23 protein-coding genes and 5 tRNA genes are annotated in these 23622 nt (G+C 71.7%); 19 read left to right on the forward strand and 9 right to left on the reverse strand.

The features are described from left to right. The first annotated feature begins 7 nt into the window (after positions 1-7). Together ACGFYN_RS09245 and ACGFYN_RS09250 are read left to right on the forward strand one after the other, a co-directional pair. Positions 8-574: a TetR/AcrR family transcriptional regulator gene (locus ACGFYN_RS09245; protein WP_393865154.1), complete on the forward strand. Its 567-nt coding sequence runs from the start codon at positions 8-10 to the stop codon at positions 572-574. After that, positions 571-2082, forward strand: a complete 1512-nt coding sequence (locus ACGFYN_RS09250) for an MFS transporter (RefSeq protein ID WP_393865155.1) — start codon at positions 571-573, stop codon at positions 2080-2082. Before ACGFYN_RS09245 ends, ACGFYN_RS09250 begins: the two co-directional genes overlap by 4 nt. A gap of 86 nt (positions 2083-2168) precedes the next feature. On the opposite strand, the gene ACGFYN_RS09255 is transcribed toward ACGFYN_RS09250, so the two are convergent. Beyond that, on the reverse strand, positions 2169-2840 hold the full coding sequence (locus ACGFYN_RS09255; RefSeq protein WP_393865156.1) for a lysophospholipid acyltransferase family protein: 672 nt from the start codon (positions 2838-2840) through the stop codon (positions 2169-2171). 326 nt (positions 2841-3166) lie between these two features. Here ACGFYN_RS09255 and ACGFYN_RS09260 point away from each other — a divergent pair, with 326 nt between their 5' ends. The 3 genes from ACGFYN_RS09260 (at position 3167) to ACGFYN_RS09270 (ending at position 5453) form a co-directional block, all read left to right on the forward strand. After that, positions 3167-4330 (forward strand): glycerophosphodiester phosphodiesterase, encoded by a 1164-nt coding sequence (locus tag ACGFYN_RS09260; protein WP_393865327.1) that lies wholly within the window; start codon positions 3167-3169, stop codon positions 4328-4330. A gap of 74 nt (positions 4331-4404) precedes the next feature. Then, a complete protein-coding gene (locus ACGFYN_RS09265) occupies positions 4405-4911 on the forward strand; it encodes a sigma-70 family RNA polymerase sigma factor (RefSeq protein WP_393865157.1) in 507 nt (168 codons plus the stop codon). A gap of 44 nt (positions 4912-4955) precedes the next feature. Beyond that, positions 4956-5453 (forward strand): GNAT family N-acetyltransferase, encoded by a 498-nt coding sequence (locus ACGFYN_RS09270; RefSeq protein WP_393865158.1) that lies wholly within the window; start codon positions 4956-4958, stop codon positions 5451-5453. On the opposite strand, the gene ACGFYN_RS09275 is transcribed toward ACGFYN_RS09270, so the two are convergent. Next, complete coding sequence (locus tag ACGFYN_RS09275; protein WP_393865159.1) at positions 5443-5889, reverse strand: hypothetical protein; 447 nt, start codon at positions 5887-5889, stop codon at positions 5443-5445. The genes ACGFYN_RS09270 and ACGFYN_RS09275 overlap by 11 nt on opposite strands. Further along, the gene (locus ACGFYN_RS09280; RefSeq protein ID WP_393865160.1) at positions 5870-6229 is read right to left on the reverse strand and encodes a hypothetical protein; all 360 of its coding nucleotides are present in this window, start codon (positions 6227-6229) and stop codon (positions 5870-5872) included. Before ACGFYN_RS09280 ends, ACGFYN_RS09275 begins: the two co-directional genes overlap by 20 nt. A 69-nt stretch (positions 6230-6298) precedes the next feature. Between ACGFYN_RS09280 and ACGFYN_RS09285 the strand changes: the two genes are divergently transcribed. The 10 genes from ACGFYN_RS09285 to ACGFYN_RS09330 all read left to right on the forward strand — a co-directional run bounded on the left by ACGFYN_RS09285 (position 6299) and on the right by ACGFYN_RS09330 (position 19120). After that, the gene (locus tag ACGFYN_RS09285) at positions 6299-6949 is read left to right on the forward strand and encodes an HAD family hydrolase (protein WP_393865161.1); all 651 of its coding nucleotides are present in this window, start codon (positions 6299-6301) and stop codon (positions 6947-6949) included. 317 nt (positions 6950-7266) lie between these two features. Beyond that, positions 7267-8301: a methionine ABC transporter ATP-binding protein gene (locus ACGFYN_RS09290; RefSeq protein WP_393865162.1), complete on the forward strand. Its 1035-nt coding sequence runs from the start codon at positions 7267-7269 to the stop codon at positions 8299-8301. Further along, positions 8298-9032, forward strand: coding sequence for a methionine ABC transporter permease (locus ACGFYN_RS09295; protein ID WP_393865163.1), 735 nt, complete (start codon positions 8298-8300; stop codon positions 9030-9032). Before ACGFYN_RS09290 ends, ACGFYN_RS09295 begins: the two co-directional genes overlap by 4 nt. A 76-nt stretch (positions 9033-9108) precedes the next feature. After that, a complete protein-coding gene (locus tag ACGFYN_RS09300; RefSeq protein WP_393865164.1) occupies positions 9109-9945 on the forward strand; it encodes a MetQ/NlpA family ABC transporter substrate-binding protein in 837 nt (278 codons plus the stop codon). A gap of 196 nt (positions 9946-10141) precedes the next feature. Then, complete coding sequence (locus ACGFYN_RS09305; RefSeq protein ID WP_393865165.1) at positions 10142-10780, forward strand: GNAT family N-acetyltransferase; 639 nt, start codon at positions 10142-10144, stop codon at positions 10778-10780. 126 nt (positions 10781-10906) lie between these two features. Further along, positions 10907-12118, forward strand: coding sequence for a precorrin-6y C5,15-methyltransferase (decarboxylating) subunit CbiE (gene cbiE, locus ACGFYN_RS09310; RefSeq protein WP_393865166.1), 1212 nt, complete (start codon positions 10907-10909; stop codon positions 12116-12118). Positions 12119-12509: 391 nt separating this feature from the next. Then, positions 12510-16463, forward strand: a complete 3954-nt coding sequence (cobT, locus tag ACGFYN_RS09315; protein WP_393865167.1) for a nicotinate-nucleotide--dimethylbenzimidazole phosphoribosyltransferase — start codon at positions 12510-12512, stop codon at positions 16461-16463. Positions 16464-16600: 137 nt separating this feature from the next. Beyond that, on the forward strand, positions 16601-17833 hold the full coding sequence (gene cobA, locus ACGFYN_RS09320; protein ID WP_393865168.1) for a uroporphyrinogen-III C-methyltransferase: 1233 nt from the start codon (positions 16601-16603) through the stop codon (positions 17831-17833). A 64-nt stretch (positions 17834-17897) separates the two neighbouring features. After that, a complete protein-coding gene (locus ACGFYN_RS09325; protein WP_393865169.1) occupies positions 17898-18719 on the forward strand; it encodes a TrmH family RNA methyltransferase in 822 nt (273 codons plus the stop codon). Between the two features lie 8 nt (positions 18720-18727). Beyond that, a complete protein-coding gene (locus ACGFYN_RS09330) occupies positions 18728-19120 on the forward strand; it encodes an NUDIX domain-containing protein (RefSeq protein ID WP_393865170.1) in 393 nt (130 codons plus the stop codon). Between the two features lie 51 nt (positions 19121-19171). On the opposite strand, the gene ACGFYN_RS09335 is transcribed toward ACGFYN_RS09330, so the two are convergent. After that, complete coding sequence (locus ACGFYN_RS09335; RefSeq protein WP_393865328.1) at positions 19172-20551, reverse strand: protein kinase; 1380 nt, start codon at positions 20549-20551, stop codon at positions 19172-19174. Between the two features lie 196 nt (positions 20552-20747). Here ACGFYN_RS09335 and ACGFYN_RS09340 point away from each other — a divergent pair, with 196 nt between their 5' ends. The 4 genes from ACGFYN_RS09340 to ACGFYN_RS09355 all read left to right on the forward strand — a co-directional run bounded on the left by ACGFYN_RS09340 (position 20748) and on the right by ACGFYN_RS09355 (position 22978). Further along, positions 20748-21023 carry a hypothetical protein gene (locus ACGFYN_RS09340; protein WP_393865171.1) on the forward strand — a complete coding sequence of 92 codons (276 nt, stop codon included), beginning with the start codon at positions 20748-20750 and terminating at the stop codon, positions 21021-21023. A 198-nt stretch (positions 21024-21221) separates the two neighbouring features. Continuing rightward, entirely contained in the window at positions 21222-21416 is a 195-nt protein-coding gene (locus ACGFYN_RS09345; protein ID WP_393865172.1) for a hypothetical protein, read from the forward strand. Between the two features lie 237 nt (positions 21417-21653). After that, positions 21654-22598 (forward strand): phosphotransferase family protein, encoded by a 945-nt coding sequence (locus ACGFYN_RS09350; RefSeq protein ID WP_393865173.1) that lies wholly within the window; start codon positions 21654-21656, stop codon positions 22596-22598. Between the two features lie 80 nt (positions 22599-22678). Then, positions 22679-22978 (forward strand): zf-TFIIB domain-containing protein, encoded by a 300-nt coding sequence (locus ACGFYN_RS09355; RefSeq protein WP_393865174.1) that lies wholly within the window; start codon positions 22679-22681, stop codon positions 22976-22978. 59 nt (positions 22979-23037) lie between these two features. On the opposite strand, the gene ACGFYN_RS09360 is transcribed toward ACGFYN_RS09355, so the two are convergent. The 5 genes from ACGFYN_RS09360 to ACGFYN_RS09380 form a co-directional block, all read right to left on the reverse strand. Next, positions 23038-23109, reverse strand: a tRNA-Val gene (locus ACGFYN_RS09360). Between the two features lie 34 nt (positions 23110-23143). Further along, positions 23144-23215, reverse strand: a tRNA-Val gene (locus ACGFYN_RS09365). Between the two features lie 19 nt (positions 23216-23234). Continuing rightward, positions 23235-23306 (reverse strand) — tRNA-Val (locus tag ACGFYN_RS09370). Between the two features lies 1 nt (position 23307). Next, a tRNA-Cys gene (locus tag ACGFYN_RS09375) sits at positions 23308-23381 on the reverse strand. 39 nt (positions 23382-23420) lie between these two features. Then, positions 23421-23493, reverse strand: a tRNA-Gly gene (locus ACGFYN_RS09380). Between the last annotated feature and the right edge of the window lie 129 nt (positions 23494-23622).

Genomic DNA, 23622 nt, shown 5'->3' on the forward strand with positions numbered 1-23622 from the left:
TTGTCTCATGTCTGTCGACCGTGACCACGTACTGCGCTCCGCCGCGGCCCTGCTGACCCGCAAAGCCACCGCGACCATGGACGAGGTCGCCAAGGCGGCCGGGATCAGCCGCGCCACGCTGCACCGCCAGTTCGCCGGACGCGACGCACTCGTACGGGCGCTGGAGTCGCTCGGCATCGCCGAGTGCGAGGCGGCGCTGGACGCGGCCCGGATCGAGGAAGGGTCTGCCGCCGACGCCGTGCACCGGCTGGTGCGCGAGATCGAGCCGTCCGCCGGCCTGCTGGCCTTCCTCTACACCGAGAACCAGCTGTTCGAGGGCGAGCAGCAGAACGCGGGCTGGACGAGGATCGACGACCGCATCGCGGCCCTGTTCCGCCGTGGCCAGACGGCCGGCGAGTTCCGTATCGACCTCAGCCCGGCCTGGCTCACCGAGGCGCTGTACGGCCTGCTGGGCTCCGGCGCCTGGGCGGTGGCGGAAGGCCGCGTGGCCCGTAACGACTTCACCCACATGATCGTCGAGCTGCTGCTCGGCGGCGCACTGCGGCAGCACACAGGACAGAGAGAGGAATCATGACCAGCACCCTGCAGCCGGCGACCGAGACCGAGGCGGTGAAGGGCGCGGGCCGCTGGCTCGCGCTCTCCGTCCTGGTGCTCGCCGTGCTGCTGGTGGCCGTCGACGCGACCGTCCTCGGTCTCGCGACCCCCTACATCAGCGAAGACCTCAAGCCGTCCGGCACGCAGCTCCTCTGGATCGGCGACGTCTACTCCTTCGTCATCGCCGGACTGCTGGTGTCGATGGGCAGCCTCGGCGACCGCATCGGCCGCAAGCGGATCCTGCTCGTCGGCGCCACGGCGTTCGGCGCGATATCGGTCCTCAACGCCTATGCGACGACACCGGAGTTGATGATCCTGGCCCGCGCCCTGCTCGGCGTCGCGGGCGCGACCCTCATGCCCGCCACCCTCGCCCTGATCCGCAACCTCTTCCACGACCCTCGCGAGCGCAGCCTCGCGGTCGGCATCTGGGGCGCGACGGCCTCCGCGGGCACGGCCGTCGGCCCGATCGCCGGCGGCTTCCTGCTGGAGCACTTCTGGTGGGGTTCGGTCTTCCTGATCAACCTGCCGGTGATGGCGGTCCTGGTCCTGGTCGGCATCAAGCTGCTGCCCGAGTCGAAGAACCCCGACCCCGGCCCCTGGGACCTGATCAGCGTCGTGCTGTCGCTGGTCGGCATGATCGCCGTCGTCTACGGGGTCAAGGAGGCGGCGACGCACGGCTTCTCGTGGGACGCGCTGGGCGCGGGCCTGCTGGGCGGCGCGGCCCTGTACTGGTTCGTCCGCCGCCAACTGACGCTCCCCGCACCCCTGCTGGACATGAGGCTGTTCCGCAACCGCGGCTTCAGCGCTGCCGTGCTGGCCGACCTGCTGACCATCCTCGGCCTGTCCGGCCTGGTCTTCTTCCTCTCCCAGTACCTGCAACTCGTCCAGGGCAGGCGCCCGTTCGAGGCGGGCCTGGCCGAACTGCCCGCAGCGGTGGGCGCGGTGGCGGCGGGCCTGGTCGCGGGCCGTACCGCGCGCCGCTTCTCGGTCCGCGCGGTGGTCTCCGGTGGCCTGGCGGCCGTGGGCCTGGCCCTGGCCTCGCTGACAGTGATCGGCGAGTCGACCGGCTACCCCCTGCTCGGCGCGGCCCTGCTGGTGGTCGGAGTGGGCGCCGGCTTCTCCTTCACGGTGACGGCCGACGTCATCCTCTCCTCCGTACCGAAGGAGCAGGCGGGCGCGGCATCCGCCGTGTCGGAGACGGCCTACGAACTCGGCGCGGCCCTCGGCATCGCGCTCCTCGGCACGATCGTCACGGGCATCTACCGCGGCTTCACGGCCCCGGCGGGCACCCCGGCGGGAGCGCACGAGTCACTGGGCGGCGCGGTGGAGGCGGCGGCGGGAATGCCGACGGCAGCGGGCCGGGAACTCCTGGCCTCCGCCAGGGAAGCATTCGTCAACGGCCTGAGCATGGCATCAGGCGTAGGAGCAGCGGTCTTGCTGGCGACGGCGGCGGCGGCTTGGTACCTACTCCGCGGGCAACGCCTTTAGGTCTTGAAGTCTTTCGGGGGCGCGAGGAACCGCGCGAGCAACCGCACCGCACCCGCCCCCGAAGTCCTGCCGAAACCGTCGGAGACCTAGGCGGCCTTCGCCTTGGTCGCATACATGTCCACGTACTCCTGCCCGGACAACCGCATGACCTCGGTCATCACGGAGTCGGTCACGGCCCGCAGAACATATCGATCCCGGTCCATCCCCTCGTACCGGGAGAACTCCATGGCCTCGCCGAAACGAACCGTCACCTTTGCCGGCCGGGGCAGCCCCGCACCACCGGGCTGAATCCGGTCCGTGCCGATCATGGCGAACGGCACCACGGGCGCCCCCGTCATGAGAGTGAGCCGGGCGATACCCGTGCGCCCCCGGTACAGCCGCCCGTCGGGCGACCGCGTGCCCTCGGGGTAGATGCCGAAGACCTTGCCCTCGTCCAGCACGCGGCGCCCGGTCATCAGGGCCGCGACGCCGCCCTTGCCGCCGTCGCGGTCGACCGGGATCATGCCGACCCCGGTGAAGAACCACGCCATCAGACGGCCCTTGAGGCCCTTGCCGGTGACGTACTCGTCCTTGCCGATGAAGAAGACCTGGCGGTCGCAGACCAGGGGCAGGATCATCGAGTCGATGAACGTCACGTGGTTGCCGGCCAGGATGACCGGACCATCACCCGGGATGTGCTCGGCGCCTTCCACCTGTGGGCGGAACATCAGGCGCATGATCGGTCCGAGCACTGCCTTGATGAGCGCGAAGCGGGACAACGGGCCCTCCGGTGTCAGGGGATTCGGTATGAGTCTTTGCAGGTGAGGACGATACTCGCGGTCCGCGGTGTCTTGCACATCGGGTTCACCCGGTTCTTACGTACTGTTGATGCGTGTTTACCTGGGGTGATATCCCGGTGCCCGCCGGTAACCGGCCCGTCATGATGTGACGGAGATCGCGTGCGCCCAGGTCAGGCACTTTCCTTCGGGTTCCCGTGCGACATCCCGAGTCACCCGCGTGTTCCGGCCAAGGTCTCCCTTGCGTCATGTCCACGCCCCTACGATCGGCCCGCATCGACGAACTCGACGATTCAGGGGAGGCGTTCATGGGATCGCAGGACGAGCAGGCGCAGAGCACCGGGCGGCGTGCGCTCCTCGGCGCGGCGGTGCTGGGCGCGGGCGGAGCGGTACTCGGCCTGTCCGGCACGGCGAGAGCGGCCGACGCCGGCCGGGCGGGCAGCGGCGGGCTGAAGAGCCTGCCCAGGCCCACGATCATCGGTCACCGCGGCGTCGGCGGCTACCGTCCCGAGCACACCTTCGGCTCCTACGAGCTGGCCCTGGACCTCGGCGCCGACATCGTCGAGGCCGGCGATCTGTGCCCCACCAAGGACGGCCATCTGGTCTGCCGGCACGAGCCGGAGATCGGCGGCACCACGAACGTCGCCGACCACCCCGAGTTCGCCGGCCGCAAGACCACCAAGGTGCTGGACGGCGTCTCCACCACCGGCTGGTTCACCGAGGACTTCACGCTGGCCGAGCTGAAGACGCTGCGCGCGATCGAGCGCATTCCGGCCAACCGCCCGCACAACACGCTCTACAACGGCCGCTGGGAGATCCCCACCTTCGAGGAAGTCCTGAAATGGCAGGATGAGCAGACCCGTAAGCGCGGCAAGCAGGTCTTCATCTACCCGGAGACCAAGCACCCCACCTACTTCCGCAAGCTGGGCCTGGGCCTGGAGGAGCGGGTCGCCAAGCTGCTGCGCAAGCACGGCAAGGACAAGCGGAACTCCCCGGTCATCCTGCAGTCCTTCGAGCCGACCAGCATCCAGCGGCTGAACACGCTCGTGGACAACCCGCTCGTCGTCCTGCTGTCCACCGCGGACAGCCGCCCCTGGGACTTCGTCGAGACCGGTGACCCGCGCACCGTCGCGGACCTGATCACCCCCAAGGGCCTCAGGGAGATCGCGGGCTACGCGCAGGGCATCGGCCCGACCCTCGACCTGGTCATCACGAAGAACGCCGACGGCAGCCTCGGCAACCGGACCACCCTCGTCGCGGACGCGCACAAGGTCGGGCTGATCCTGCACCCGTACACCATGCGCAACGAGAACCCCTTCCTGCCCAAGGAGTTCCGCAAGGGCACGGACGCCGACGGGTACGGCGACGCCTTCGGCGCCTTCAGGACGTACTTCGCCACCGGCATCGACGGCGTCTTCACCGACAACGCGGACACCGGCGTGCTGGCCCGCCAGGACTTCGTCAACGGCTGAGCCCTGGACCCCGGTTGGGGTGATCGGCGGCCGCCCGGGCAACCTCCTGCCCGGGCGGCCGCGTCGTGTCGCATATGACACCCGACCTCGTCGCCGCCCTGCGCCCGCTGCTCACCGCCGAGGCCTTCGCGGAGGCACATGCCTCGGGGGCCGAGCCGGGCGACCTGGAACAGGCGGTCTGGCTCCGCCTCCTGGAGCACCTCGAGGTGGACGGGCCGCCCCGCGACCCGCACGGCTGGCTGCGCAGCGCCGTCCGCTCCGAGGCCCGCCGCAGCCGTCGTACGACCCACTTCGAGCGGCCGTACGACATCGAGCCCGCGGACGACCTCGACCGCGAGCCCGAACAGCTGGCCCTCGCCGCCGCCCGCCGCCTTGCCCTGCGCGAGGCGGTCCGCAGGCTGCCCGGCCGCTGCCCGCGGCTGCTGGAGGCGCTGCTGTCCCCGAAGGACCCGACATACCGGGAAATCGCGGGGGAGTTGGGTATCTCACAGGGCAGTCTCGGCCCGGAACGTTCCAGATGCCTGGGATGTCTGCGTCGATTGCTCGCACCGGAGGTTGCGACGCGCGAACCGCGGGGATAGGAGTGTTTACGACCGGCGATCAGGTGAGCGGGAGGCGTGCGCACATGGGCATGAGCGTGACCATCTCGGTGGCGACCGAGCAGGATGCAGAGCAGATCTTCAAGCTCCAGTACCTGTGCTTCCAGAGCGAGGCGGCGCTGTACGGCAACTACCGCATCGACCCGCTCGTGCAGAGCCTCGACTCGCTCCGTCAGGAGGTGGTCGCGGACTGCGTCTATGTCGCGCGGCTCGGCGAGGAGGTCGTCGGCTCGGTGCGCGGCCGGGTCACCGAGGACGGCTCCGCCTCCATCGGCAAGCTCTGCGTCCACCCCCGCCTGCAGGGCCACGGCATCGGCGCGCGGCTGCTGCGCGCGGCCGAGTCGGCGCTCGCGGACGAGCGCGGCGCGAAGCTGTTCCGCCTGCACACCGGCCACCGCAGCGAGGGCAGCCTGCGGCTGTACCGCAAGGTGGGCTACGAGGCGGTGGGCACCTCCCAGGGCAACGACGGGGTGCCGATGATCGTCCTGGAGAAGGCGGCGGGGGCGTACGCGGCTACGGCGTGACGGGCCGGCGCGACCTGCGCAGCCAGTACAGGGCCGACAGCGGCAGCAGTACGGGGATGAAGACGTACCCCATGCCGTAGTCGGACCAGACCGTCGCGTCCGGGAAGGCCGAGGGGTCGGCCACCGTCCAGGTCCCGACGATCAGCACGCCCGCGAGCTCGGCGGCGCAGCACACCTGTGCCGCCTTGCGGGCCGTCTCGCCACCGCGCACCAGTGAGTACGTGATGAAGCCGTAGACGACGCCCGCGACCGCGGACAGTGAGTAGGCGAGCGGCGCCCGGTCGAACTCGGTCGCGATCTGGTACACGGAGCGCGACACGGCCCCGACGACCATCACGCCGTAGAACCAGACGAGCAGCATGCCCGGCCCGCCGATCAGACGGGTCCTCGTCGGCTTCTCCTCGGTCACGGCCACCTCAGCCTCCCCAGATGTCATAGAGCCGCACCTCAAGCACGGCCAGCACCACGCCGCCGGCGGCGACCGTCACGGAACCCCAACGGGTGCGCTCCGCCAGCGACATGAACCCCGCCGCCGGGACGCACGCGAAGGCCCCCAGCAGATACGCCACGAAGATCGTCGTGCCCTGGTCCGGCTTCTCGCCCCGCGCCAGCTGCACGATCCCGATCACCAGCTGCACGAGGGCCAGCACCGACACCACGGCCATCCCGATGAAGTGCCAGTCCTTCGTCGGCTGGTCGCGGAAGGCGGCCCAGCCGCACCAGACGGCGAGCAGCAGCGCGGCGACGCCGGTCACCAGCGTCAGGACATCAAACATGCCGTGACTTTATTACGGCGTAAAAGGCCCGATGCCGTCGGCCCCGCCCTGCGCCGTAGGGTCGGGAGCATGAAGATCCACGCACAAGCCCTTCTGTTCGACAACGACGGCACCCTCGTCTCCTCCCTGGACTCCGTCCACCGCTGCTGGACCCGCTGGGCCGAGGAGTACGGCATCACCGCCGAGGAGTTCGCCCGCGTCGAACTGCACGGACGGCCCGCCGTGGAGATAGCCGCCGACCTGCTGCCGGCGCACGTGGTGCCGGAGGCCGTCGCGCGGGTCGAGCAGCTGGAGGTGGAGGACGTGCCGAACGACGGCGTCCGGCTGCTGCCCGGCACCAGGGACTTCCTGGACGCGCTACCGGCCGACCGCTGGGCGGTCGTCACCTCCGCCACCCGGCGCCTGGCCGAGGCCCGGCTGGCCGCCGTGGGCATCCTGCCCAAGATGCTGGTCGCCGCCGACGACATCACCCGCGGCAAGCCCGACCCCGAGCCCTACCTCCTCGCCGCCCGCGCCCTCGGCGTCGACCCGGCCCGCTGCGTCGTCTTCGAGGACGCGCCCGCGGGGCTCACGGCCGGCCGCGCCGCCGGCATGACCACCGTGGCCTTGGCCACAACGCACCAGGCCCACGAGCTCGACGCCGACCTGGTGGTCGAGGATCTCTCGGCCCTGTCCGCCCTGGTCACCGACGGGGAAGTGGAGATCTCCGTCCGCCGCTGACGGGTGTCCGCCGCTGTCCACCATGCGGACAGCGGCGGCCGGTAAGGACCGTACGTCTGGTTTACTGATCGCATGACCACGACGAGCTGCCGCACCCTTGCGACCGAGGCGACCATGACGCCCGGTGCTCGTTGTATGTGTCGAATGTGCGCCTTCTAGAGGGCCCCTGCACCATCCCCTGAGCCTCGCGCCCCGAAGCGAGCCCCCGTGGCATGTCCGCAGGCCGTGCGCCTGCGAGACCCGGATGCCCCGCGCACATCCCTTCTCCGTACCAGGGCACACCCACGCCCGCGTACTCGACAGTGACGGAAACCCCTGTGATCACCACAACGGGCCTGACCAAGGTCTACCGCTCCCGCGGCCGTGAGGTCACCGCCCTCGACGGCGTCGATCTGCATGTCCGCGAAGGCGAGGTGTACGGCGTCATCGGCCAGTCCGGTGCCGGCAAGTCCTCACTCATCCGCTGCGTCAATCTGCTGGAGCGGCCCACCGCCGGCACGGTGACCGTCGCCGGGCAGGACCTCACCGCCCTCGCGGGGCGCGGGCCTCGCGCAGGCAAGGAGCTGCGCCGCGCGCGCAGCCGTATCGGCATGGTCTTCCAGCACTTCAACCTGCTGGCCTCGCGCACGGTCCAGGACAACGTCGAGCTGCCGCTGGAGATCCTCGGCACATCGGGCCGGGAGCGCTCGCGCAAGGCGCTGGAGCTGCTCGACCTCGTCGGCCTCGCCGACAAGGCGAAGGCCCACCCCGCACAGCTCTCCGGCGGCCAGAAGCAGCGGGTCGGCATCGCCCGCGCGCTGGCCGGCGACCCCAAGGTGCTGCTCTCCGACGAGGCCACCAGCGCCCTCGACCCGGAGACCACCCGCTCGATCCTCCAGCTGCTGCGCGACCTGAACCGCCAGCTGGGACTGACCGTCCTGCTCATCACGCACGAGATGGACGTCGTGAAGTCGATCTGCGACTCGGCGGCCCTGATGGAGAACGGCCGCATCGTCGAATCCGGCACCGTCAGCGAGCTGCTCGCCACCCCCGGCTCCGAGCTGGCCGGTGCGCTGTTCCCGGTCGGCGGCGAGGCCACCGGCGCGGACCGCACGGTCGTCGACGTCACCTTCCAGGGCGAGGCCGCGACCCAGCCCGTCATCTCGCAGCTCTCGCGCACCTACAACATCGACATATCGATCCTCGGCGCCGCCATCGACACCGTCGGCGGACTCCAGGTCGGCCGGATGCGCATCGAACTGCCCGGCCGCTACGAGGACAACGTCGTGCCGATCGGCTTCCTGCGCGAACAGGGGCTGCAGATCGATGTGGTGGGCCAGGAGCCCGTGCTGGTCAAGGAGGCCGTCAAGTGACCTGGTCCGAGATGCAGCCCCTGCTGTCCCAGGCGTGTTGGGACACCCTCTACATGGTCGGCTGGTCCACCCTGATCGCCGTCGTGGGCGGGCTCCCGCTCGGCATCCTGCTCGTCCTCACGGACCGTGGCGGGCTGCTGCAGAACGTCCTCGCCAACAAGGTCATCGGGCAGGTCGTGAACATCGCCCGCTCGATGCCCTTCATCATCCTGATGGTCGCGCTGATGACCTTCACGCGCTGGATCACCGGCACGACCATCGGCCGTGAGGCCGCCATCGTGCCGCTCGCCATCGGCGCGATCCCCTTCTTCGCGCGCCTGGTCGAGACGGCTGTCCGTGAAGTGGACGGCGGGCTGGTCGAGGCCGTGCAGTCGATGGGCGGCAACACCTGGACGATCGTCCGCAAGGTCCTGGTGCCCGAGGCCCTGCCCTCCCTGATCGCCAGCACCACGACCACGATCGTCGCCCTCATCGGCTACTCCGCGATGGCCGGCACGGTCGGCGCCGGCGGCCTCGGCGACATCGCCATCCGCTACGGCTACCAGCGCTTCGAGACCGAGCTGATGTGGATCACCGTGGCGATCCTCGCCGTGGTCATCTCGCTCATCCAGTTCGCCGGCGACTTCGCGGCCCGTTCGCTGCACAGCCGCGGCCGCTCCGGCCCGGCTCCCAGGCTGCGTCTGCTGAAGGCCAAGGACCCGGGCGCGGCCGACGTCACCAAGGTCGCCTAGGCCCGTCCGGCACCCCCTCAGTCTCCCCGCACCACCAACCGCGGGGTCGCTCCACCCTTAAGGAAAGGCACTTTTCGTGCGTAACACCGCAAAGCTCAGCACCGCCGTCCTCGCCGCCGGAGCCCTCACCTTCGGGCTCACCGCCTGCGGTTCGGGCTCGGAATCCACCGCGAGCTCCTCCGACTACAGCGGACCGCTGGTCGTCGCCGCGAGCCCCACCCCGCACGCCGAGATCCTGAACTTCGTCAAGAAGAACCTGGCGAAGAAGGCGGGTCTCGACCTGGAGGTCAAGGAGTTCCAGGACTACATCGTCCCGAACACCGCGACCGAGGACGGCTCGGTGGACGCCAACTACTTCCAGAACAAGCCGTACCTCGACGACTTCAACAAGAAGCGCGGCACCCACATCGTGCCCGTCGTCACGGTCCACCTGGAGCCGCTCGGCCTCTACTCCCACAAGGTCAAGAAGGCCGACGGGCTGAAGAGCGGTGCGACGATCGCCGTCCCGAACGACGCGGTCAACGAGGCGCGCGCCCTGAAGCTGCTCGCAGCCGACGGCCTCATCACGCTCAAGGCCGGCGCGGGCACCGAAGCGACCCCGCAGGACATCGCCAAGAACCCGAAGAACCTCAAGTTCAAGGAGGTCGAGGCGGCCCAGACCGCGCGCTCCCTGGACGACGTGGACGCCGCGGTCGTCAACGGCAACTACGCCATCTCGGCCGGGATCAAGCCCGCCGAGGACGCCCTCGTCCTGGAGTCCGCGAAGAACAGCCCCTACGGCAACTTCCTCGCGGTGAAGAAGGGCAACGAGAAGGACCCGCGGGTGAAGAAGCTCGCCAAGCTCCTCACCTCGCCCGAGGTCAAGAAGTTCATCGAGGACAAGTACCAGGGCTCGGTCATCCCGTCCTTCTGAGTCTTCGGACCTTCTGAGTCTTCGGAGTCATCCGAGTCGGGTCAATCCCTGCCCACCTCGCGTATACGGCGTATCGCCACGCACGGGGTCCACTTGGTCACCACGGGTGGACCCCGTCGTGCGGTTCGGTGGTTTCATGCTGCATGCTGGGCAGTTCAGCAGGCACTGAAGGTTTCCGAAGGTTACGGAGCGGCGCATGACTAGCACCTTCCCCAACATCTCCATCAGCACGGAGCGGTTGGTGCTGCGTCCCCTTGACGAGGACGATGTGCCCGCACTGGCCGAGATGATGAACGACGAGCAGGTCGGCGCCTGGACGGGCGTCCCCCAGCCCTACACCGAGGACCGGGCCCGCGCCTGGATCGACGACCACGCGCCCGCGGAACGCGTCGCCGGCCGCGGACTCGACCTCGCGGTCGCCGAGTTCCTCACCCAGCGCCTGGTCGGCGTCGTCCAGCTGGCGAAGACCAACTGGCACGTGCGGTCCACCGAGATGTCGTACATCATCGCCCCCTGGGCGCGCGGCGAGGGCTACGCCTCGGAGGCGGCGCTCGCCACCGCCCAATGGCTCCTCGGCGACCAGAAGTTCGAGCGCATCGAGCTGCGCACCGCGGCCGACAACACCGCCTCCCAGCAGGTCGCGCAGAAGATCGGCTGCATCAGCGAGGGAGTCCTGCGCAACGCCTGCATAGCGCACGTCCGCGCCGACGACGGCACCTGGAGCGACGTACGCACGGACTACATCGTCTGGAGCCTGCTGCCCGAGGATCTCGACGGCGCCGACGAGCAACTGACCGACTCCAGTGGTTTCACGACCTTCCCCGACTGGAACTGAACCAAGACCGATCAGAAGCGGTCGGGTACACCGCCGGGCTTTCCGGCTCACTTCACCAGGTACCCTCACCAAGCCCGCCCGGGCTGCCTCCGACGACCTGCGCAGAACCCCTGGAGACTGACGACGATGGCCGACCGCGTCACGGTGATCGGCTGGGACGGCTCGCCGCTGACAGCCGCCGCCCGCTCGGCTCTGGGCGCCGCCACGCTGGTGGCCGGCGCCGCACATCATCTGGCGCTCCCCGAGGTGCCGCCGGGCGCCGAGCGCATCCGCCTCGGCAGTGTCGCCCTCGCCGCCCGCCGGATCACCGGCCACCGCGGTACCGCGGTCGTGCTGGCCGACGGCGACCCCGCGTTCTTCGGTGTCGTACGGACGCTGCGCGCACCCGAGTTCGGCCTTGAGGTCGAAGTCGTCCCCGCCGTCTCCTCCGTGGCCGCGGCCTTCGCGCGCGCCGGTATGCCCTGGGACGACGCCCTGGTCGTGGTCGCACATAGGCGCACCCTGCGACGCGCGGTGAATGTGTGCCGCGCCCACACGAAGGTCGCCGTCCTCACCTCACCGGGCGCCGGGCCCGCCGAACTCGGCCTGCTGATGGAGGGCGTGCACCGCACCTTCGTCATCTGCGAGGAACTCGGCACCGAACGCGAACAGGTCACCGTCGTCACCTCCGACAAGGCCGCCGACCACACCTGGCGCGACCCGAACGTCGTCATCGTCGTCGGCCGCACCGCCGCCGTGGCGGACGGCCCCGGCTGGATCGCCGGCCGCGACCCGAGCGCCGGACCGCGCGGCTGGACCCTGCCCGCCGAGTCCTACGGCGGTCTCATGGGCGAAGGCGAACTGGAACCGCTGCGTGCGGCCCAACTCGCCCGGCTCGGCCCGCGCGTGGGGGACCTCGTGTGGGACATCGGCTGCGGCAGCGGCGCCTTCGCCACGGAGGCCGCCCGGGCCGGCGCCGGCGTCATCGCAGTCGACAGCGACCCGCGGGCCTGCGAGCGCACCACGTCCAACGCGCGTACGTTCGGCGTGCAGCTCCAAGTCGTCCAGGGTGCCGCCCCGCACGTCCTGGAGAACCTCCCCGAGCCCGACGTCGTCCGCGTCGGCGGCGGGGGAGCGGCCGTGGTCTCCGCGGTCGCCGACCGCCGCCCGCAGCGCATCGTCACGCACGCAGCGACCCGCGACGAGGCCGAACTGATCGGCCGGGACCTGACGGAGCACGGCTACCAGGTCGAGTGCGCACTGCTGCAGTCCGTCGAACTCGACACCCGCGCCTGGACGGAGAGGGAGCGGAGCGTGGCGTTCTTGCTCAGCGGGGTGCTACCGGAGCGCACAACGTGAACCCGGGCGCCGTCCCAGTGATCCTGTTTTCTGCCCTACCGGTGATCCTGTAGTCATATCGCTCGCGGTAGGCTGGCCGACCGTTGCACCGCACCGGGTGGCCCGCTTTTCGTTCGCCAATGTCCGGAAAACGCGCCCCTTTTGGGGCGGGTGTGGTACGGCAGAACCGGAGGACGCGCAACGTGGCGCAGTCCACAGCGGACCGTCACGGATCAAGCTGTCGTGACGGCGGAACGACCGGGACAATGCCACTGAATGGCTTTGTCGCCTTTTCCGGGCGGGTCGTTCGTGCCGCTGGGCACGGACGCTCGTTCTTCACTGCGGGGGCGGTCGGTGCGCCGTTCCCGAAGAGCTGGACCGAGAAGCACTAACCGATGGGCGAGGGGTACGCATGACCGACACCGGCCAGGTCCCGGGCGAAGGAATGCCGGAGAGCGCAGGCACGGTGGAGCAGCCGGGCGTCCCCCCGCACGGCGCGTACACCTACCTCTCCGAGACGACCGCGGAGGACGACGACCTTCTGCTGCTGCCGGGCGCGCAGAGCCCGTGGGGCAACGAGGTCGCCCCGCCCGCCCCGGAGCCGGTCGTGGAGACCGTGCACGAACCCGGTGCGCACGAGGCGGGCGGTCGCGACAGCGGCTCGGTGGACCTCAACGGCCTCCGCCTGCCCAACCCGGCGCCGCCGACGTCGCGCCGTCCGCTGCACCTCGGCCCGCCGATCCCCGACGCGTCGGCCAGCCCGGTCCGCTCCCTCGCCGACCGCGGCCCCGCGGGCGTACCCGTGCGCCAGCCCGGCCCGCCGACGACCGGTCCCGAATACTTCGACGCCATCCAGCTCCGAGAGGCGGCCCCGCAGGGCGGAGCCCCCTGGGGCGCCCAGGCCCAGGCCGCGGTGCAGGCACCGGTGAGCCCGGAGGCACCGGCTGCCGAAACGGTTGTTCCGGCAGCGCAGACGCCGGAGCCCGAACTCGCCGCCGGCGTGGCCTACAGCCCGGAGGAGGCACAGCCCGTCGCCGCGGCGTACACCCCGGAGGCCGGGCAGATTCCGGTGGGCGTGGCATCGGTGCAGGGCGGACATGCCGACGGGTTCCCCGCGGGCGACGCGCCTGCGGACGGCGGGCTCATGGCCGCGGGTGGACTGCCCGTGGACGGCGGGCCGGTGGCCGTCGGTGGACCTGCCGCGGAGGGCGGTCATGGCGCTCCGGGTGGGCTGCCCGCCGAGAACGGTCATGGCGCTCCGGGCGTGCTCCCCACGGAGAACGCGCACATCGCTTCCGGTGAGATCCCCGGAATCCCCGAGACGGCGGGGATCCCCGAGGCCCCCGGGTTCCCCGACTTCCCGGCGAACAGCGGGCAGACGCCTTCGCCTGCGAGCGAAGCGCAGGCGCCTGCGGACACGCCCGCTGCCGCGGGCGAGCCGGTCGCGCCGGCGGAAGCCGCTGCGGAACAGGGCGTTGCCCCCGTGCCCGCCCCGGATGCCGTACCGGAGATGAAAGGCACGGTTCCGGAGTCCGACCCGCCCGAGGGCGCCGGATTCGTCCCGGAGGGTGCGCCGGCTCATGGCGCCGCGCCTCTGCCGGAGGCCACCCCCGCTCATGGAGCGATCCCGATGCCCGAGGCCGTGCAGGCCGCGGAGGCGGTGCACGCCGAAGCTCCGGCCCCCGAGACCGAGGCCGGCCCGCCCGTCGCCGAGCCGGAGGCGGCCGCTCCGGCCGCCGTGGCGCCCGAGGGCGCCCAGTTCGCGCAGCCTCTGACGCCCGGGGACGTGCAGCTGCCCGGAACGCTTGCGCCCGAGCCCGCCCAACTCCCGCACGCCGTCACGCCGGAGGCCGCGCCGCTGCCGCACGCCGTCATGCCGGAGGCCGTGCAGGCTTACGAAGCGGTGGCCCCCGACGCCGGTCGGCCCGCCGAGGGCGTCGCCCACGACACGGCCCCGCCCCTGCTCGCCGAGCCTGCCCAGTCCGAGCCCGTACAGGCCGTCCAGTCCGAGCCCGTACAGGCCGCCCAGCCCGAGCCCGTACAGCCTGCCGAGGCCGAGCCGGCCGCACCCGCCCAGCCCGCGGACCTCTTCGCGGACCAGTCCGGGACGCCGGCCGCGGACGCAAGTGCCGTGCCCGGGGCCGCGCTTCAGGACCAGGCCCCCGCCCTGACGGGCGCGGACGGGTCCTCGTCCGCCGACACACCGCCCGTGCCCGCTGACGAACAGGCCCTTGCCGCCGCGCTCCCCGTGCCCCCGACCCCGGAGGCGACCGTTCCGGCCGACGCCGGGGTCCCGGCGGGACAGCCGCACCTCGCCGAGGCCCCGGCCCCCGGGACCGACGCCGCCGGCACCGGTGCGGACGCCCTCCGGCCACCCGCCGTGGACGAGCCCACGGGCCAGTTCGTGCCGGTCGACGGCTCCGTGCCGACCACCCCGCACCTCGCCCCGACCCCGCCGCACGCCCTGGTCCTCCCCGTGGAGGAGGGGCAGGCGCCGGAGCCGGTCGCCATGGTCCCGGCACCGCGAGAGGCCGACTCCGGACTCGTACAGAACGCCGAGGACCTGGACACCAGGGCCGCCGACCAGGAGGAAGAGAGCACCGCCGCGGTGGAAGAGGCACCACAGTCCACCGGCCCGGCCGCGCCCGCCTACGACGACGCCGAGCGCGAGGCCGTCCTGAAGGTCATGCGCGAGCGCCGCGACATCCGCAACGGCTTCCGCAACGACCCGATCCCGCACGAGGTGCTGCTCCGTGTCCTGGAGGCCGCGCACACCGCCCCGTCCGTCGGTCACTCGCAGCCCTGGGACTTCGTCGTCATCCGCTCCGCCGACACCCGGCGCAGCATGCACGAACTGGCCATGCGCCAGCGCGACGCCTACGCCAAGTCCCTCCCCAAGGGCCGGGCGAAGCAGTTCAAGGAACTGAAGATCGAGGCCATCCTCGACACCCCGGTGAACATCGTCGTCACCGCCGACCCGACCCGCGGCGGCCGGCACACCCTCGGCCGGCACACCCAGCCGCAGATGGCGCCCTATTCCGCCGCGCTCGCCGTGGAGAACCTCTGGCTCGCCGCCCGCGCCGAGGGCCTGGGCGTCGGCTGGGTCAGCTTCTTCGACGAGCGGGAGATGGTCCGCTCGCTGGGGCTGCCCGATCACCTCGAGGTCATCGCCTACCTGTGCGTGGGCTACGTCGACGAGTTCCCGGACGAGCCCGAGCTGATGCAGGCCGGCTGGTCCAAGCGCCGCCCGCTGTCGTGGGTCGTGCACGAGGAGACGTACGGCCGCCGCGCGCTGCCCGGCGAGGAGCCGCACGACCTGCTCGCCGAGACCGTCGCCCAGATCCGCCCGCTGGACGCCAAGGCGCTCGGCGAGGCCTGGGAGCGGCAGAAGCGGATGACCAAGCCGGCCGGCGCGCTCGGCATGCTGGAGATCATCTCCGCGCAGCTGTCCGGGCTCTCGCGGCAGTGCCCGCCGCCGATCCCGGAGCCCGCGGCCGTCGCGATCTTCGCCGGCGACCACGGCGTGCACGCCCAGGGCGTCACCCCCTGGCCGCAGGAGGTGACGGCCCAGATGGTCGCCAACTTCCTCGGCGGCGGCGCGGTCTGCAACGCGTTCGCGGGCCAGGTGGGCGCCGAGGTGTGCGTGGTGGACGTCGGCGTCGCGACCGACCTGCCGGCCACCCCCGGCCTGCTGCCCCGCAAGGTCCGCGCCGGCACCTCCGACATGACCACCGGCCCCGCGATGAGCCGCGAGGAGGCCAAGCAGGCCATCGAGGTCGGCATCGAGACGGCCCGCGACCTGGTGGCGGCCGGCAACAAGGCGCTGCTGACGGGTGAGATGGGCATCGCCAACACGACGGCGTCGGCCGCGCTCATCTCGGTGTTCACGGACACCGACCCCGCCGACGTGACCGGCCGCGGCACCGGCATCAACGACGAGACACTGGCCCGCAAGACCGAGGTCGTGCGCCGCGCCATCGAGGTCCACCAGCCGGACCCGGCCGACCCCATCGGCGTCCTCGCCGCGATCGGCGGCTTCGAGCACGCCGCCATGGTCGGCCTGCTCCTCGGCGGCGCCTCCCTGCGTACGCCGGTGATCCTGGACGGCGTCAGCGCCGGCGCCGCCGCCCTGGTGGCCCGCGCGATCGCCCCCGAGGTCCTCGCGGCCTGCATCGCCGGCCACCGCAGCGCCGAGCCCGGCCACGTGGCGGCGCTGAACAAGCTGGGCCTGCGCCCGCTGGTCGACCTCGACCTCCGCCTCGGCGAGGGCACGGGTGCGCTCCTCGCCCTGCCGCTGGTGCAGAGCACGGCACGGGCCATGCACGAGGTGGCCACGTTCGACTCGGCGGGCGTCACCGAGAAGTAGTCCCGGACCGGGGCGGGAACGCACCCCTGCGTGCACCCCGCCCCGGCCGTACGCTGAACCCATCTCTAAAATCCGCACGTCAGGGCTGCTCCAGCGCCGTAGCACCCATCGCACAGCCAGGACGAGGAGCCGCCCTCATGGCCGAACATCCCGCCTATCCCGTAGGCCTTCGCCTCACCGGCCGCAAAGTGGTCGTCCTCGGCGGCGGCCAGGTCGCCCAGCGCCGGCTCCCGGCCCTGGTCGCGGCGGGTGCGGACGTCCTCCTCGTCTCTCCCGAGGCGACCCCGTCGGTCGAGGCGATGGCGGACGCCGGCGAGTTCACCTGGCTGCGGCGCCCGTACGCCGACGGCGATCTGTCGGACGCCTGGTACGCCCTGATCGCCACCAGCGACCACGAGGCCAACACCGCCGCCTCCGCGGAGGCCGAGCGGAACCGCGTCTGGTGCGTGCGCTCCGACGACGCCGACGCGGCCACCGCCTGGACCCCGGCCACCGGCACCAGCGAGGGCGTGACGATCGCCGTCCTCACCAGCCGCGCCCGCGGCCGCGACCCCCGCCACACCGCCTCCATCCGCGACGCGGTCGTCGAGGGTCTGCACGACGGCACCCTCGTCGCCCCCCACCACCGCACCCGCACCCCGGGCGTCGCCCTGGTCGGCGGCGGCCCCGGCGACCCGGACCTGATCACGGTCCGCGGCCGCCGTCTGCTCGCCGAGGCCGACGTCGTCATCACCGACCACCTGGGCCCCCGCGACCTGCTCGCCGAACTGCCCGCGAGCGTCGAGGTCATCGACGCGGCGAAGCTGCCGTACGGCCGCTTCATGGCCCAGGAGGCCATCAACGACGCACTGATCGAACACGCCAAGCAGGGCAAGTCGGTCGTACGGCTGAAGGGCGGCGACCCGTTCGTCTACGGCCGCGGGATGGAGGAGGTCCAGGCGCTCGCCGAGGCCGGCATCCCGTGCACGGTCGTACCGGGCATCTCCAGCTCGATCTCGGTGCCGGGCGCGGCCGGCATCCCGGTCACCCACCGGGGCGTCGCGCACGAGTTCACGGTGGTCAGCGGGCACATCGCCCCCGACGACGAGCGCTCCCTGGTCGACTGGCCCTCGCTCGCCAAGCTGACCGGCACCCTCGTCATCCTCATGGGCGTCGGCACGATCGGGAAGGTCGCCGAGACCCTCGTCACCCACGGCAAGTCCCCCGACACCCCGGTCGCCGCGATCCAGGAGGGCACGACGGCCGGCCAGCGCCGCGTCGACGCGACGCTCGCCACGATCGCCGAGGCGGTGCGTACCCACGAGGTGAAGGCCCCGTCGGTCATCGTCATCGGCGAGGTCGTCGGCGTGGGCCCGCGGCCTGCCGAGTAACCCCGGGTAACCCAACCCCGTTCCAGCCGTTGGCACCACACCCAGGACAAGGCAGTATCACCCTGTGGCCGATCTCATCACCGTTGAGGATCCCGACGACCCCCGCCTGCGCGACTACACGGGCCTGACCGACGTCGAGTTGCGCCGCAAGCGCGAACCCGCCGAGGGCCTTTTCATCGCGGAGGGCGAGAAGGTCATCCGCCGCGCCAAGGGCGCCGGGTACGAGATGCGCTCGATGCTGCTGTCCGCGAAGTGGGTCGACGTCATGCGCGACGTCATCGACGAGCTCCCGGCCCCGGTGTACGCGGTCAGCCCGGAGCTCGCCGAGCAGGTCACCGGCTACCACGTGCACCGCGGCGCGCTCGCCTCCATGCAGCGCAAGCCGTTGCCGACGGCGGCCGAACTCCTGCAGACCACCCGTCGGGTCGTGGTCATGGAGTCGGTCAACGACCACACCAACATCGGCGCGATCTTCCGCTCCGCCGCCGCCCTCGGCATGGACGCGGTCCTGCTCTCCCCGGACTGCGCGGACCCCCTCTACCGCCGTAGCGTCAAGGTCTCGATGGGCGCGGTCTTCTCGGTCCCCTACGCCCGCCTCGACTCCTGGCCCAGGAGCCTGGAGTCGGTCCGCGAGGCCGGCTTCTCCCTCCTCGCGCTCACCCCGGACGAGAAGGCGAAGTCCCTCGACGAGGCCGCCCCGCACAAGATGGACCGTGTCGCCCTGATGCTGGGCGCAGAGGGCGACGGCCTGTCCACCCAGGCCCTGGTCGCCGCCGACGAATGGGTCCGCATCCCGATGTCCCACGGCGTGGACTCCCTCAATGTGGGCGCGGCAGCCGCGGTCGCCTTCTACGCCGTGGCCACCGGCCGGCCCGAGGCCCCGTAGGAGCCCGGGTGGAACAGCGCGAGGCGATCGTCGCGGTGCTGCGCCGGGCCGGCCGGGTGCTCGCCGTCCGGCGCGGCCCGACCGTCTCCCGCCCCGGCTACTGGCAGCCCCTCAGCGGCAAGATCGAGCCGGGGGAGACCCAGCAGCAGGCCGTGGTCCGCGAGGTCTTCGAGGAGGTGGGCCTCACCGTCTCCGCGGGCGCCAAGGTCTGGGAGTCGGAGACCGACGACGGTCACTTCCGCCTCCACTGGTGGACGGCGGACGCGGACAGCGGCGAGGTGGTACCCGACTCCGTCGAGGTGGCCGAGGCCCGCTGGGTCACCCCGGAGGAGTTCCTGGCACTGGACCCGGTCTTCGACGGCGACCGGGAGTTCTTCGAGGAGATCCTGCCGAACCTGTGACGCCCTGGCCGTCGGTCAGGGAGTCCGTCGGTCCGGCATCCCGCCGTCCGGCTAATCCGCTACGACGCGGCCCGGCTCGGCCTGCTGCTGTTGCTGGTGGTGCTGCTCCCGTACGACCCCGCGGTCACCGCCCAGCCCCCGCGACGGCCCCTGGCAGCCCTGGGCCGCGGCGATGCCGAGTGCCACGAGCAGTGTCACGACGACGAACACGAAGAGCCGCTGCCGCAGCAGCCGCGGATTGGCCGGCCGCCGCCCCGTCCCCGTGGTCCTCGGTCCCGGCCGGCCGGCACCGCTGCGCTGCGCGGGCCGGCCGCCGGTCGTCTGCCGGTTCGTGTTGCGCGAGGAGGGCGTGGCCCGGGGCCCCGATCGCTGGGCCGCCGGATTGCCGCGAGGCGCGCTGCCGCCCCGGGAGGGAGCGGCCCCGCCCCGCGCGGACGAGGGCCCGCGCGATCCGGTGGACGTGCCCCGGGACGGAGGGTTCCCCTGCGAACCCTGCGGGCGCCGGTGCTCGCGCTGCTGCTCCGGGTAGGTGTCGGCGAGCCGCCCCGTGGGCCGGTCCGCCTCACCGGAGCGCGGCGCGGGCGGACGAGCGTCGGTCGGCCCCTGTGTCTCGCGGGCGGCGATCTCCTTGAGCCGCAGCGACAGCTGGAGCGTGCTGGGCCGCTCCTCGGGGTCCTTGGCCAGACAGGCGCGCAGGAGCGGGGACAGCGCGTCGGGAACGCCGTGCAGTTGCGCCTCCTCGTGGACGACGCGGTACAGCATCACCTCGGAACTGCCGTGCCCGAAGGGTGAGTCGGCCATGGAGGCGTACGCCAGCGTGGCTCCGAGCGAGAAGACGTCCGTGGCGGGCGTGACGGCGGCCCCGCGCACCTGCTCCGGCGCGAGGAAGCCGGGGGAGCCGACGGCCGTGCCGACATGCGTGAGGGTCGAGGCCCCGGTGGCCCAGGCGATGCCGAAGTCGATGATCCGCGGCCCCTTCGGGGACAGCAGGATGTTGGACGGCTTCAGGTCCCGGTGCACGACCCCCGCCTCGTGCACGGCGACGAGCCCCTCGGACAGGGCGGCGCCCACGGCCGCGACGTCGGCCGCGCTCAGCGGCCCCCCGTCGGCCACCTTGTCGTGCAGTGAGGGCCCGGGCACGTACTGCGTGGCGAACCACGGTCGGTCCGCCTCCAGATCGGCGGCGACGAGCCGTGCCGTGCATCCACCCCTGATCCGCCGGGCCGCCCCGACCTCACGCGCGAACCGCGACCGAAACTCCTGGTCCTCCGCCAGATCCGGCCGGATGACCTTCAGCGCGACACGCTGCCCCTTCTTGTCGGAGCCCAGGTAGACGACGCCCATCCCGCCCGCGCCGAGCCGCCTGTGAAGCCTGAACGAGCCGACGACGCGCGGGTCCTCGCGCCTCAGGCGCATCATCGCCATGTTCATCCCCGCTGCCCGGTCCGTGTGACGTGGCACAGCTTACGTTTCCACCGCCGTCCGCGCGCAGAGGCCGCGCCCTCTCGGCCCGACGGATTGTCAGTGCCGGGTGCGAAAATTGAAGAGTGGTCAGGGAGCGCCTGAACTGGGGGACTTTGTCCCTGTCATGATCCCAACCACCCACCGACGAAGGGGGATTGAACCCGTGAAGGGTGATCGCGTGGAGATAGTGGTGGACGCGGGGGACACGACCCGCACCTACGAGGTGGTGGCGAGCAGAGCGGGCCGCAGGGTGGAGACGGCGGTCCGCCGAGGAGTCGTCGAAGTGAGCGAAGTCACCCGCAGCGGCTCCGTCGTCCGTACGGCCCGATTCATGGCGAACCGGGTCCTGGCCCTGGTCGAACAGCCGATCCCCAGGGAGGACAGCTCGGAAAAGGCGGGGCAGAGCGGGCGCCCCCTCGGGGAAGACCCTGAGACCTAGGTCCACGTCTCCACCCTGGGGAGTACGCAGCAGGTCACTGCTCATCCTCCGGGAGGCCCGGCAATCGGTACGAGGGCATGACGTGCGACGAGGCCCGGACGCCTAGATTTGAGGTCAAGCGGCGGGTGCAGCACTCGTCCCCCGAGGTCAGACACCCGCCGCTGCCAACGACAACTGAGATCGGTCAGGAGAGGGACCATGGCCCACACGGCACCGCGGGCATTCATCCGCACCCAGGAGCACTTCCCGTTCCGTCGCCGCACGGGCCGTCGCCACCCACTGGTGGCGACACTCATGGTCCTCCCTCTGGCGGCCCTGCTCTTCTTCGTCTTCGACGGCTGGGAGACAGTGGCGACACAGGCGTCGTCCGTGGGCGTGATGCTGGGGCGCTGAGCGGCGACCCCAGGCCCGGAAGAGCGGTCCGGGCGGGGACATCCACCCATGAAACCCCGTGGGGACGGGGGTGCGGCGGACGGCAAAAATGCCGGTGCAGCTGGGGAGCTGCGCCGGCATTGCCGTGTCCGCCTCCGTTTTCGGCCCCTGCAGGGCCCGGCCCCGTGGACCCGCGTTCCCCACCACCGCACTCGCCGTACCCTCGCGAGAGACCCCGCACCGCCCCCAGGGAGCCCCGTGTCCACACCCCCCTTGCTCTCAGCGCTCACCGCCAGAGCCAAGGCCACAGCACACGCGCGCACCACCGCCTGCCCCTGCGGAGCGACCACCCTCGCCCACCGCCCGGACGCCACCGTCGTCCGCCACGCGGACACCGTCGCCAAGGCCCACGCCCCCGGCACCCCCCTCGCCGGCCTCACCCCCCGCCTCACCATCGCCACCCGGCTCCCCGGCATCCTCCTGGCCCCGCTCAGCCCGGCCCCCGTCGAACTGGACCCGCACGGCCGCCTCGTCACGTTCTGGCCCTACGGCACCCCCGTCGACCCGGACACCCCGGACGCCGCCCCCTGGGAACCCGCGGCCACCCTCCTCGCCCGACTCCACCGCACCTCCGCCCCGACCGCCCTGCCCCCCATGCGGGGTCCGGCCAAGGCGGCCCGAGCCATCGCCCGGCTCACCGCGGAGGCCCCCACCCATACCGCCACGGCCCCCGTACTGCGGGCCTGGTCCACCCTCCCCGCCTGGGCGCGGGCGGAGGCCCCCATGCCGGACACCAGCACGCTCTGCCACGGCGACCTCCACCTCGGCCAGCTCGTCCGCCACCCCGCCCCCGACGGCCCCTGGCTGCTCATCGACGTCGACGACCTCGGCACCGGCGTCCCCGGCTGGGACCTGGCCCGCCCCGCGGCCTGGTACGCCTGCGGCCTCCTCCCGCCCGACGAATGGACCCGCTTCCTCGCCGCCTACCGCGCGGCCGGCGGCCCGGCCGTGCCCGCCGACGGCGACCCCTGGCCCGTCCTGGACGTCCCGGCCCGCGCCCTCACCGTGCAGACGGCCGCCCGCGCCGTGGCCAAGGCGGTGACGGAGGACCGGCCCCTGGACGAGGTCGAAGTATCCGTGATCGACGCATGTGCCCGAATGACCTCGCTCCCGCCGGAGTTGAGCCCGGGTCGTGCGAAGTAAGGTGCAACCGACCGCAGCCGGACAGAGTCTGTCCTGGCGTAACACGAAGCAGGACCGACCGGCGAGGAGTTGAGCCGACCATGCAGTGTCCGAAGTGCCATGCGCCGATGCACACGTACAACCGCAACGGTGTTCAGATCGAGCAGTGCAGCGGCTGCCGAGGGATCTTTCTCGACTACGGCGAGCTGGAGGCGCTGACCCGCCTCGAGGGCCAGTGGTCCCAGCCCGCGCCGCAGCCGGGCGTCCCGCAGGCGTACCCGACCCCGCCCGCGCCCGCCTGGGGAGCCCCGCAGGGCGGCCACGGCGGTGGGCACTACGGCGGCCACCACGGCGGCCACCACCGTCACAAGAGCTTCGGCCACATGCTGTTCTCCAGCTGACGCGGGCCGGACGACGAAGAAGCCCCCGGCCGTACGAGACGGCCGGGGGCTTCGGTGTGTGGACGATACTGGGATTGAACCAGTGACCTCTTCCGTGTCAGGGAAGCGCTCTCCCGCTGAGCTAATCGTCCTCGGGACCACAACCCGCAGGTCGTGGGTGCTGCGTGCGCGATACTGGGATTGAACCAGTGACCTCTTCCGTGTCAGGGAAGCGCTCTCCCGCTGAGCTAATCGCGCGGGGGATCCGAAGATCCGGTGGACGATACTGGGATTGAACCAGTGACCTCTTCCGTGTCAGGGAAGCGCTCTCCCGCTGAGCTAATCGTCCTTGGAGGTGGAGACGGGATTTGAACCCGTGTAGACGGCTTTGCAGGCCGTTGCCTCGCCTCTCGGCCACTCCACCAGGAGTGCGGGGGTCGGGAAGATCCCCTCGATTCCTTCGAGCGGACGACGAGGTTCGAACTCGCGACCTCAACCTTGGCAAGGTTGCGCTCTACCAACTGAGCTACGTCCGCCTGTCGTTTCGGACCGCTTCCGCGTCCCGGCGACGTGGTGAACTCTAGCGGATTCCGGGGCCAGTACAAAAACGCGTTTGCGCAGCGTGACGCCCCGCACCTGCTCAGGGACATGGTGGGGGTCCCCGA

It is taken from the genome of Streptomyces sp. NPDC048419 (genome assembly GCF_043200415.1).
Lineage (GTDB): Bacteria > Actinomycetota > Actinomycetes > Streptomycetales > Streptomycetaceae > Streptomyces.

What these genes read in the sequence shown, in the direction of transcription:
- ACGFYN_RS09265 (WP_393865157.1), top strand. Translation starts at nt 4,405, where the DNA reads ATGACACCCGACCTCGTCGCCGCCCTGCGCCCGCTGCTCACCGCCGAG.
- cbiE (WP_393865166.1), top strand. Translation starts at nt 10,907, where the DNA reads ATGGCCGACCGCGTCACGGTGATCGGCTGGGACGGCTCGCCGCTGACA.
- ACGFYN_RS09285 (WP_393865161.1), top strand. Translation starts at nt 6,299, where the DNA reads ATGAAGATCCACGCACAAGCCCTTCTGTTCGACAACGACGGCACCCTC.
- ACGFYN_RS09260 (WP_393865327.1), top strand. Translation starts at nt 3,167, where the DNA reads ATGGGATCGCAGGACGAGCAGGCGCAGAGCACCGGGCGGCGTGCGCTC.
- ACGFYN_RS09335 (WP_393865328.1), bottom strand. Translation starts at nt 20,551, where the DNA reads ATGAACATGGCGATGATGCGCCTGAGGCGCGAGGACCCGCGCGTCGTC.
- ACGFYN_RS09345 (WP_393865172.1), top strand. Translation starts at nt 21,222, where the DNA reads ATGGCCCACACGGCACCGCGGGCATTCATCCGCACCCAGGAGCACTTC.
- ACGFYN_RS09355 (WP_393865174.1), top strand. Translation starts at nt 22,679, where the DNA reads ATGCAGTGTCCGAAGTGCCATGCGCCGATGCACACGTACAACCGCAAC.
- cobT (WP_393865167.1), top strand. Translation starts at nt 12,510, where the DNA reads ATGACCGACACCGGCCAGGTCCCGGGCGAAGGAATGCCGGAGAGCGCA.
- ACGFYN_RS09270 (WP_393865158.1), top strand. Translation starts at nt 4,956, where the DNA reads ATGGGCATGAGCGTGACCATCTCGGTGGCGACCGAGCAGGATGCAGAG.
- ACGFYN_RS09280 (WP_393865160.1), bottom strand. Translation starts at nt 6,229, where the DNA reads ATGTTTGATGTCCTGACGCTGGTGACCGGCGTCGCCGCGCTGCTGCTC.
- cobA (WP_393865168.1), top strand. Translation starts at nt 16,601, where the DNA reads ATGGCCGAACATCCCGCCTATCCCGTAGGCCTTCGCCTCACCGGCCGC.
- ACGFYN_RS09275 (WP_393865159.1), bottom strand. Translation starts at nt 5,889, where the DNA reads ATGACATCTGGGGAGGCTGAGGTGGCCGTGACCGAGGAGAAGCCGACG.
- ACGFYN_RS09250 (WP_393865155.1), top strand. Translation starts at nt 571, where the DNA reads ATGACCAGCACCCTGCAGCCGGCGACCGAGACCGAGGCGGTGAAGGGC.
- ACGFYN_RS09305 (WP_393865165.1), top strand. Translation starts at nt 10,142, where the DNA reads ATGACTAGCACCTTCCCCAACATCTCCATCAGCACGGAGCGGTTGGTG.
- ACGFYN_RS09245 (WP_393865154.1), top strand. Translation starts at nt 8, where the DNA reads ATGTCTGTCGACCGTGACCACGTACTGCGCTCCGCCGCGGCCCTGCTG.